The sequence below is a fragment of the Lewinella sp. genome (assembly GCF_050633125.1).
In the GTDB taxonomy this organism is placed as follows: Bacteria; Bacteroidota; Bacteroidia; order Chitinophagales; family Saprospiraceae; genus Lewinella.
In genome coordinates, this window is the sequence record NZ_JBOEFX010000176.1 from 20,752 (window position 1) to 29,604 (window position 8,853).

At 44.5% G+C, this 8,853-nt stretch carries 10 protein-coding genes, 1 tRNA gene and 1 pseudogene; 9 read left to right on the plus strand and 3 right to left on the minus strand.

The window, feature by feature from the left end; all coding sequences use genetic code 11:
- The first annotated feature begins 13 nt into the window (after positions 1–13).
- The 3 genes from ACRBG0_RS27130 to ACRBG0_RS27140 all read left to right on the plus strand — a co-directional run bounded on the left by ACRBG0_RS27130 (position 14) and on the right by ACRBG0_RS27140 (position 1,463).
- The gene (locus ACRBG0_RS27130; protein WP_431489968.1) at positions 14–466 is read left to right on the plus strand and encodes a FixH family protein; all 453 of its coding nucleotides are present in this window, start codon (positions 14–16) and stop codon (positions 464–466) included.
- A 62-nt stretch (positions 467–528) separates the two neighbouring features.
- Positions 529–1,218: a sulfite exporter TauE/SafE family protein gene (locus tag ACRBG0_RS27135; protein ID WP_431489969.1), complete on the plus strand. Its 690-nt coding sequence runs from the start codon at positions 529–531 to the stop codon at positions 1,216–1,218.
- 160 nt (positions 1,219–1,378) lie between these two features.
- Positions 1,379–1,463 (plus strand) — tRNA-Leu (locus tag ACRBG0_RS27140).
- Between the two features lie 59 nt (positions 1,464–1,522).
- Here the strand turns inward: ACRBG0_RS27140 and ACRBG0_RS27145 are convergent.
- From ACRBG0_RS27145 to lipB, 3 genes are all read right to left on the minus strand, one after another.
- Positions 1,523–2,056 carry an acyl-CoA thioesterase gene (locus ACRBG0_RS27145; protein WP_431489970.1) on the minus strand — a complete coding sequence of 178 codons (534 nt, stop codon included), beginning with the start codon at positions 2,054–2,056 and terminating at the stop codon, positions 1,523–1,525.
- Positions 2,057–2,154: 98 nt separating this feature from the next.
- Complete coding sequence (locus ACRBG0_RS27150) at positions 2,155–2,559, minus strand: hypothetical protein (protein WP_431489971.1); 405 nt, start codon at positions 2,557–2,559, stop codon at positions 2,155–2,157.
- Positions 2,560–2,589: 30 nt separating this feature from the next.
- Positions 2,590–3,348 carry a lipoyl(octanoyl) transferase LipB gene (gene lipB / locus ACRBG0_RS27155; RefSeq protein WP_431489972.1) on the minus strand — a complete coding sequence of 253 codons (759 nt, stop codon included), beginning with the start codon at positions 3,346–3,348 and terminating at the stop codon, positions 2,590–2,592.
- Between the two features lie 79 nt (positions 3,349–3,427).
- On the opposite strand from lipB, the gene ACRBG0_RS27160 reads away from it, so the two are divergent.
- The 6 genes and pseudogenes from ACRBG0_RS27160 to ACRBG0_RS27185 all read left to right on the plus strand — a co-directional run.
- Entirely contained in the window at positions 3,428–4,240 is an 813-nt protein-coding gene (locus tag ACRBG0_RS27160) for a T9SS type A sorting domain-containing protein (RefSeq protein WP_431489973.1), read from the plus strand.
- 240 nt (positions 4,241–4,480) lie between these two features.
- Positions 4,481–5,587 (plus strand): TolB family protein, encoded by a 1,107-nt coding sequence (locus ACRBG0_RS27165; RefSeq protein ID WP_431489974.1) that lies wholly within the window; start codon positions 4,481–4,483, stop codon positions 5,585–5,587.
- Between the two features lie 29 nt (positions 5,588–5,616).
- On the plus strand, positions 5,617–6,801 hold the full coding sequence (locus tag ACRBG0_RS27170; RefSeq protein ID WP_431489975.1) for a family 1 glycosylhydrolase: 1,185 nt from the start codon (positions 5,617–5,619) through the stop codon (positions 6,799–6,801).
- Between the two features lie 11 nt (positions 6,802–6,812).
- Positions 6,813–7,391: pseudogene (locus ACRBG0_RS27175) on the plus strand (hypothetical protein); the annotation flags it as partial.
- A 246-nt stretch (positions 7,392–7,637) separates the two neighbouring features.
- Complete coding sequence (locus ACRBG0_RS27180) at positions 7,638–8,558, plus strand: aldo/keto reductase (RefSeq protein WP_431489976.1); 921 nt, start codon at positions 7,638–7,640, stop codon at positions 8,556–8,558.
- Between the two features lie 3 nt (positions 8,559–8,561).
- Positions 8,562–8,853 (plus strand): FAD-dependent oxidoreductase (locus ACRBG0_RS27185; protein ID WP_431489977.1); only part of this gene is annotated, 292 nt, incomplete at its 3' end.

Genomic DNA, 8,853 nt, shown 5'->3' on the forward strand with positions numbered 1-8,853 from the left:
AACAGCGTGTATTATGAATATTGAATTCAATTGGGGTACGGGAATATTTGTATTCTACGTCCTCTTTGCCTCCGTCCTGTTTTTTTCAGTATATGAGTCCACTAAAGTTGACCACAGCTTGGTGGTGGAAAATTACTACGAAGAGGATTTGGCCTACCAGAACCAGTACGATCGATTGGAAAATTCCGCTAAGTTGGAGGAACCATTACGCATGAAATGGCAAAGTGATGGAAAGAAGCTAGTGCTTGCTTTTCCTACGGATTTGGCCGCTTCCGCAACAGGGCAAATAGCCTTTTACCGCCCTGATGATAAGTCGATGGATTGGCAATTACCTATCGCGGTAGACCAAGCAGGCCAGATGGAAGTACAAATGGCTAAGCTACCCGTAGGTCGCTGGAAAGTAAAGGTGTACTGGGAGGCAGCTGATACGCCTTATTTCGCAGAAAAAATTATTGACCTCAGATAAAGGGTACTGGGTACAGAGACTTCGATTTTCCTAACTTGACCATCAACCAATAGTCAATAACCATGCTCTTCACCGCTTTCACATTTGGTCTTCTTGGTAGCCTACACTGCGTTGGTATGTGTGGGCCGCTGATGTTGGCTTTGCCTTTTGGGCAGAAAGGGGGTCGAGTAGGCCGCTTGTTGCTTTACAACGCAGGCCGAATCATCACTTACGCTACACTGGGTGCTTTGATGGGTTTTCTGGGCAAAGGCGTGTTTTTAGTCGGGCTACAATCCTGGCTGACGCTGATACTCGGCGCTTTACTGGTAGTGATCGGTTTGTTTTCTGTACAGGTAGAGTTGAAGATCTGGTCTTCACCGCTCTTGTCAAGTTTTTACGTTCGATTGAAAAGTGCCTTTGCACGTTTGGTCAATAAGACAGGTTTATCGGCAATCTTCTCTCTGGGAATGCTTAACGGGCTGTTGCCTTGTGGTTTGGTGTATCTCGCTTTGGCTGGGGCACTCACAACCGCTAGCTGGCAGTCTGGCGTGTTTTACATGATGGCTTTCGGGTTGGGTACATTGCCGCTGTTGTTGGCGGTGACTTTATTGGGGCAGATGTCGGGCCTGAAGATTCAAAAATATTTGCGCAAAGCATACCCTGTTGTACTGACCTTAATGGGAGCGTTCTTGATCTGGCGTGCTTTACAGTTCCAGTTGCCCGCCTCCTTTGATCTGTGGGAAGCACTGAATAATGCACCCATGTGTCATTGATGAAAAAGAATCTATGAAAATCCGTTTGATCCGTTCAATTCGCGGTCTATTACCTAGGAGGCGGAATTATTTTTCACAGATTTTTGTTAATTGCTTTTGAATATTAGAGATTTTTGTACTTTTGCGTCGCTCCAGAATGATGGGGCATCAAAAGTTTGCCGCCCGGATGGTGGAATTGGTAGACACGCAGGACTTAAAATCCTGTTTCCATAACGGAAGTGCGGGTTCAACCCCCGCTCCGGGTACTTAAACGGAAGCCTGACTCAGTAATGAGTCAGGCTTTTTTTTTATCCTATAAAGTCACCTAAACAATAGACTCAAAAAGCGCCCTTATCCCTGGTGCATTTTCGGGCTTTAGCCGCCCGCCCAGGATAAGTCGCATTTCACGACGTCGGGGAGCTGCATCGAAGCGTTGTTGTTCAATCTCAGTAACAGGGATAACGGGGGGGATTTCTACCGGCTTTCCATTTTCCTGATCCAGACCTACGAAAGTGTAATAGGCAGAATTGCACCTTCTTGGGTTGTGCCCTTTGATGTCGGTGGCGTATACTTCCACAAAGACTTCTACAGAAGTGCGGAACGCTCGGGTAACGGATGCCTCCAAGGTGATTACATCGCCAACCTTGATGGCTTTCTTGAAGCTTACATGATCCACAGAAGCTGTAACTACGTGGCGTTCGCAGTGCTTTCCGGCACAGATGCCACAAACAATATCCATCCATCGGAGTAGGTTGCCTCCCATGAGGTTGCCCATCGGGTTGGTATCATTGGGCATGATCATTTCTGTCATGGTGGTGCTAGAGACCGTTACGCGTTTTCCTTTTAGTTCTTCACTCATGGAGTGTCTTGGTTGTTGTTGAGAACAGCACAGCAATAAATTGGGTCGACGTTTTTCAAAAAACTAGCAATTTATTTTTGCGCAATACTTGGGGTGAATTATCTGATCAGAATACCTTTTCTATTCAAAAAGGGTATCGGGGTGAAGTTTTCGGGAGAAATGCTTCCTTTCACAAAGATGTATTTTTTATCGAATAAATGCCCATCGAGGCTGAAGCTCACCCAATACTCGTTTGTCAGTTCGAAAACAGCGGGTTGAATAGGTTCTATTTTTTCAATAGCCAGTGCGGCTACCTCTTCAATAAAATACCGGAAGGTGGCTGTTTCCTTCTTTTCTCCGGTAATTTCTCCATAACCTTTGGCCGTAACCATTACACTCTGGATTCGGGCCTCGTGTAAATTGATAATCATCACATCCCAAAGGTCATCTTCAGAACTCTCAGCTGGTGGTATGATAGCAATCGCCAAATCTTCCACCTTCTGGCGGGGTATATCTTTTAACATAAGAAATTGTTAGTTGTTTTGCAGTGTAACTTAAGCTTCAATGGCAGAAGCTTTGTAAGTATAGTTGAATAAATCTGCAAAATGTTGCTTTAATTTATCCTGTACTTCTTGCATATTCATTGTTTTACCAAGCTCTTTGGCCATACTCGTGACGCTTTTGTCATCATCTTGTATACCACAAGGTATAATGTTTTCAAAGTGATCAAGCATGGTGTTTACATTGAATGCAAAGCCATGGAGTGTTACCCACCTGCTCAAGTGGACACCAATGGCGCAGATTTTTCGCTTCGGAGCATTGGCCGTTGCAGGTAGCCAAACACCCGTATAGCCCTTTTCTCGATAGCTCTCAATGCCATATTCTTTCAGTGTAAGCATCACCGCTTCTTCCAGGTAGCGCACATATTTGTGGACGTCCGTAAAAAAGCAATCCAGATCAAAAATAGGATAGCCAACAATTTGGCCAGGGCCGTGATAGGTGATATCTCCTCCTCGGTTGATCTTATAAAAGGTGAATCCTTTTTCAGTCAGCCCTTCTTCATCCAGCAGTAAATGATCCAAAGAGCCGGTTTTACCCAAAGTATAGACAGGAGGATGCTCACAGAAAATAAGAAAGTGTTCTTGTTTTTCTGTTGCTGCACCCGCCTTAGTAAGCTCACGGTTGCGTAGTTTTCTGGCAACGAGCTCTTTGTGGCGCAGGGTTTGAAAGTCCCAAGCTTCTTGGTAATCAACCAAGCCGAGGTTTAGAAATTGGACTTCCTGAATTTTTTCTTTTTGCAATTCAAATGGCATTTGTCACAAAGATAAGGGGGAATGCGAACATAATATTTACATTAGAGGCATTGATTAATACATTACTAAAACAAACAAAATGAAAAAAGTTTTTACCTACCTAAGCTTGATGTTATTAACCAGCTTTGGCCTTCAGGCTCAGCAAGCACTTGATTTTACATTTACAGACACACACGGGGATACCCACAACATGCAACATGCCCTTGACCAAGGATATATTGTAATCATTGATTTCTTCTTTGTAAACTGTGGCCCATGTCAGCAATCCTCTCCTGAACTGGTGAGTATTACGGAAGATTATACCGGGCAAGGGAAAAATGTAATCATGTGGTCCCTAAGTGATAGAGATTCAGATGCTGCTATCGCTGGTTTTGAATCACAGTTTGGCTTTACCTCTCCAGCTGGAGGCGTTGATGGCGGAGCGGATGATGTTGTTAACCTCTATGCGAGCAACTTCAATTTCACAGGTTTTCCTACGGTTTCCATTATCTGTCCTGATGGTGGTATTTCCTGGGATATCTGGCCTTATAGTTCTGGTGCACCGGAATGGCGTAGTGCTATCGACGCATGTGGCGTAGTAGATGCGGCACCATACGTGCCGATGAGTGCGACTCGTGTAGAAGAAGTGGCGGCGCTTACCAGCCTCTTGGTTGCTCCTAACCCAACATCAGGTGTTAGTACCTTGAAATTGGACTTGGCAAATACAAGTACCTTGAATATCGGTTTGTATAATGCTCAAGGTGCGAAAGTACAGCAGATCTTTGCAGGTCAGTTGCTTTCTGGTCAGCACAATATGAATGTGGATTTGTCTGAATTACCAGCTGGCGCCTACTGGGTACGCCTACAGAATGAGCAGGGTGAAACTTCTTCCCTACCTCTACAGAAGATTTAATCGAGAAATTAATTCTTTGACTATACCTAAGACTTCCAAAGTTCCCCGTAGCTTTGGAAGTCTTTTATTTTTAGGCCGAATAAACCCTATTCGGCGTTTCATGTATTGCGCAGAAAATAAAATACGATTTTTTTAAGGTTTTCAAATAGTTAAAACACTTAAAATGAAGCGTTTATTTAACTATTGTGAAAGACAGAATCGCTTTTTATTTTCGTGCTGTTCTTAACTCAATAATTACCAATGAGAATTTTCTTTTTCCTCTCTTTTCTCGCATGTATTATTTCTTGTAACAATACTGCCGACACTACTGCAACCGACACTGCCGAAGATGCAGCAGAAGAAACAAATGAAACGCCAAACTTGGCTTTCGAAAAAGAGGTGCACTTAAATAATGTGCAACAACTAACCTTTGGTGGCAACAATGCAGAGGCCTACTTTAGTTTTGACAATACCCACCTTGTTTTTCAGGCAGAGAACCCTGCTTGGGGCGCTGAATGTGATCAGATTTATTACATGCCCATCGGAGGCTTTGAAGGGGATACGCCTCCATTGCTTAGTACAGGCAAAGGACGTACCACTTGTGCTTACTTCATGCCGGGTGATAAAAGTATCCTTTACGCCAGTACCCACCTGGGTGGCGACGAATGCCCACAGATGGAGCGCCCGGCTAACGGATTGTATACCTGGCCAATTTTCAAGGACTTTGATATTTTCGTAGCTGACCTGGAAGGCAATATTACCAAGCAACTTACCACGAATGATGGTTATGATGCGGAAGCTACCTTGTCTCCCGACGGATCGATGATTGTATTTACTTCTACCCGTTCCGGTGATTTGGAGCTTTGGACGATGAATACCGATGGTACCAATATGAATCAAGTAACCAGCGGACTTGGTTATGATGGTGGTGCTTTCTTTTCGCCTGATGGCACGAAGTTGGTTTTTCGGGCTTCTCGCCCTCAGACACCAGAAGCACAAAAAACATACAAGGATCTATTGGCCAAGGGGTTGGTGCAGCCTACCAACATGGAAATTTACGTTTGTAATGTTGATGGCACAGACCTCCAGCAGATCACTAACCTGGGTAAGGCCAACTGGGCACCTTATTTCCATCCAGGCGGAGAAAAGATTCTGTTTTCCTCCAACCACCATGTGGAAAGCGGTCGCCAGTTCAATATTTTTAGCATTGATCTAAATGGCGAAAACCTCCAGCAGATCACCTTTGATGAGACCTTTGATGCTTTTCCAATGTTCAGCTATGATGGCAAAAAGTTGGTCTTCTCTAGCAACCGCAACAATGGTGGCGGTCGTGATACCAATGTGTTTATTGCTGATTGGGTAGATTAATTTTCGACTGTTACTAAAACCTTCTTCTCATGGCCAGTAGCCTCGTTTTTCCACCGGGCTTTAAATGGGGGACGTCAACGGCGGCGGCCCAGATAGAAACAGCGTCTGACCATAATTGGCGGGGTGTTGTAGCTAAAGACGGCACTGTGTTTGAACGAACCACGGATCACGAGCTTCGCCGGGAAGAAGATGCAGAACATATCGCTCGTTTTGGTACCATCTATCGGTGTGGAGTTGATTGGGCCCGTTTGCAAAAAGCAGCTAACGCGCCACTGGAGCCAGAGGTCGTAGAGGAATACCGCGAATTCTTTTTGTTGCTTAAAGCAAAAGGAATGAAAATAATGTTTGTCCTCCATCATTTTACCCATCCAGTATGGTTGGAGAATGATGGAGGGTGGACAGAAGAAAGCGCAATTCCTGCTTATGTAGATTTTGCTCGCCGTTGTATGGATGCCTTTGGTGACCTGGTCGTTTATTGGAATACCTTTAACGAACCTAATGTGTATGCCTTGAATGCTTACTTATTAGGCAATTTTCCGCCTTTTAAGAAAAGCTACTCAAAGGCCAATCGGGTGCTTCGCCACATGGGGCGTGCTCATGATATAGCGGTAGAGTTGCTTAATGATCGATTTCCGGACGCCCCCGTGGGTATCTCGCTGAATACGGCTTGGTTTGAAGGATTGAATTGGCTTGGTAAATTGCCGGCAAAATTCATGGATTGGTGGTTTCACATCCGTGCAGCAAGCTACTTTGAGAAAGTAGATTTTTGGGGACTTAGCTACTACGCTTATATTCCCTTTGGCCCATTGCCAGTTACGGAAATCGACAATCCTGGGCAACTTGGTAAAATGGGCATTCCTCATGATCAAATGTGGGGTTACCGACCGGAGGGCTTGAGTCGAATTATCCGCCGGATTTATGAGCGCTATCAAAAGCCGATAATTATAACAGAGAACGGTATTTGTACCGATGATCCTGAGTTACGGATATCCGCGTTAAAAGATTATTTACGGGAATGTCATGAGGTGATCCAGGAAGGAATTCCTTTGGAGGGTTATATTTTCTGGAGTACGTTCGATAACTTCGAATGGAACCTGGGGAATACTTACCGTTTTGGATTGATCACCGTTGATTGGAAAACCATGGAGCGTAGAAATACCAGAGCCGCTGATTTTTATGCAACCGTTTGTGAAAAAAATGAAGTACCCCAATAATGTACAGGATTATGTTCAAGTCATTCTTTCCTCTTTTCGTTATTAGCCTATTCGCTTATACTGGCTTGTTGGCTCAGCTTGGGAGCCCCCAAGTAAGCGGAGCTCGTGGATTAGGCGTAGGAGGAGTAGGTCTCACTTTTCAGGATGTGCACGCTGGCTGGGGAAACCCTGCCGGTTTGGCTGGCGTTTCTCAAACAACTTTTGCGCTTTACGGCGAACAACGTTTTGCACTCAGTGACATTCGACAAGTAAGTGCTGTTGGTGCATTCTCACTAGGAGCAGGTACAGGCGGATTGACTGTTGGTTATTATGGTTTTGAAGGATACAACGAACAAAGAATAGGACTGCTATATGGTCGAAAGTTGAGTGACAAAGTCAATTTGGGGGCACAGATTTACACGCTGGGGGTTAACATTCCGGAATACGGCAATAAGCAGGTTGTTAGTTTCGAATTGGGCCTACAGGCCATCCTTAGTCCTTCGGTGACACTGGCGGGAAGGGTTGCTAACCCGGTGCGTGTAGCACTTTTAGAAGACGAAGATTTACCCTCTGTGCTAAGTGTTGGGTTTCAATATGACCCTGGCACACACNNAGGTAGAGAAAGATATTCTTTATCCCGTAAGGGTACGAGTAGGTTTGGAATACCAACTGCTTGATGAGTTTTTTCTCCGAGCTGGTATCGCTACTGAACCTAGTATGCTCAGTTTTGGAATTGGCTATTTGTTGTTGGATCAATGGCGCCTTGATTTCGCGGCAGCTTACCATCAGTATTTAGGGTTTACACCAGGAATAGGGATTGTATATTCCGGAAAGGCAAAAAAATAATGAAGAGGGCTATGCGCACTCCACCTGACCTTATTTTAGGGACAGCCATGTGGGGATGGACAATTGACAGAGAAGGCTGTTTTGCCCTTTTGGATGAATTCTACCAAAAGGGAGGGAGGCGTATTGATACGGCCACCAATTATCCTATCAATAAAAATCCTTCGGATTTCAGAAGAGCTGAAAAGTTGCTTGCGGAGTGGATTACTACCCACGAAGTCACTGATTTGGAAGTGATCATGAAGGTGGGGAGTCTCAATAATATGATGACCCCCGATCAAAATCTTTCCCCTAGTTTTTTAATGATCTGTGTGGAAGAATATGAAAACTTGCTAGGAGCCAATTTGGCTTGTGTGATGATTCATTGGGATAACAGGAAAGAGGGAAAGGAGATCGATACCACAATATCAACCTTACAGAGGTTAGGTGAAGGTCGTTGGAAGATTGGTCTGTCAGGCATTCGTTATCCAGAAATATATGCTGAGGTTTTAGCGACTCATTCCTTAGACGATTTACCTGTAGAACTAAAGCATAACCTGCTCTACACCGATTATGAGCGGTACGCTCCACTTCACGAGCGATCATCTTTCATTGCATACGGAATCAATGCTGGTGGGGTGAAATTAAATCCCAAAGGATATTCCTCTAAAGCTTCCCTATTGGCGAGAGGTGGCAATCCGGATACACACGAAAAGCTGACAAGCCAGCTGAATGATTTATTAGCAACAAGGGCGATTTTACCTTCCAATCGAGGCCTGGAGCTGAATATGAACCAGTTGGGGATGCTTTATGCTGCTTATCACCCAGGGATTTCCGGGATCTTATTAGGTCCTTCAAGGATAGAGCACTTGACCGATTCTTTTTCCTGGTTGCAGCAGCTTTATACCGAAGATTATACGCTGCTGTATGAAGCTCTTGAAAATATCGAAGCATAACGAATGACTGTATCAGGAAAAAATACAAATACCGATTTTCTAATAGTTGGTGGTGGGATTTTTGGGGCATACGCAGCGTTGTACCTTTCATCGAAAGGGTGCCGGGTGATCGTCGTTGAAAAGGAGAAGCAGTTAATGCAGAAAGCCTCTGTTGTTAACCAAGCACGTTTGCATAGTGGCTATCATTACCCTCGTTCGGTAGCTACCGCTCGTATGTCGGATGAAAACAAGGCGCGTTTTACTCGTGATCACAAAGATTTCATCCTGTTTGATTTTGATAAATATTATGCGATTG

Excerpts from the sequence above, each read along its gene's own strand:
- ACRBG0_RS27130 (WP_431489968.1), top strand. The coding sequence starts at position 14 with ATGAATATTGAATTCAATTGGGGTACGGGAATATTTGTATTCTACGTC.
- ACRBG0_RS27135 (WP_431489969.1), top strand. The coding sequence starts at position 529 with ATGCTCTTCACCGCTTTCACATTTGGTCTTCTTGGTAGCCTACACTGC.
- ACRBG0_RS27145 (WP_431489970.1), bottom strand. The coding sequence starts at position 2,056 with ATGAGTGAAGAACTAAAAGGAAAACGCGTAACGGTCTCTAGCACCACC.
- ACRBG0_RS27150 (WP_431489971.1), bottom strand. The coding sequence starts at position 2,559 with ATGTTAAAAGATATACCCCGCCAGAAGGTGGAAGATTTGGCGATTGCT.
- lipB (WP_431489972.1), bottom strand. The coding sequence starts at position 3,348 with ATGCCATTTGAATTGCAAAAAGAAAAAATTCAGGAAGTCCAATTTCTA.
- ACRBG0_RS27160 (WP_431489973.1), top strand. The coding sequence starts at position 3,428 with ATGAAAAAAGTTTTTACCTACCTAAGCTTGATGTTATTAACCAGCTTT.
- ACRBG0_RS27165 (WP_431489974.1), top strand. The coding sequence starts at position 4,481 with ATGAGAATTTTCTTTTTCCTCTCTTTTCTCGCATGTATTATTTCTTGT.
- ACRBG0_RS27170 (WP_431489975.1), top strand. The coding sequence starts at position 5,617 with ATGGCCAGTAGCCTCGTTTTTCCACCGGGCTTTAAATGGGGGACGTCA.
- ACRBG0_RS27180 (WP_431489976.1), top strand. The coding sequence starts at position 7,638 with ATGCGCACTCCACCTGACCTTATTTTAGGGACAGCCATGTGGGGATGG.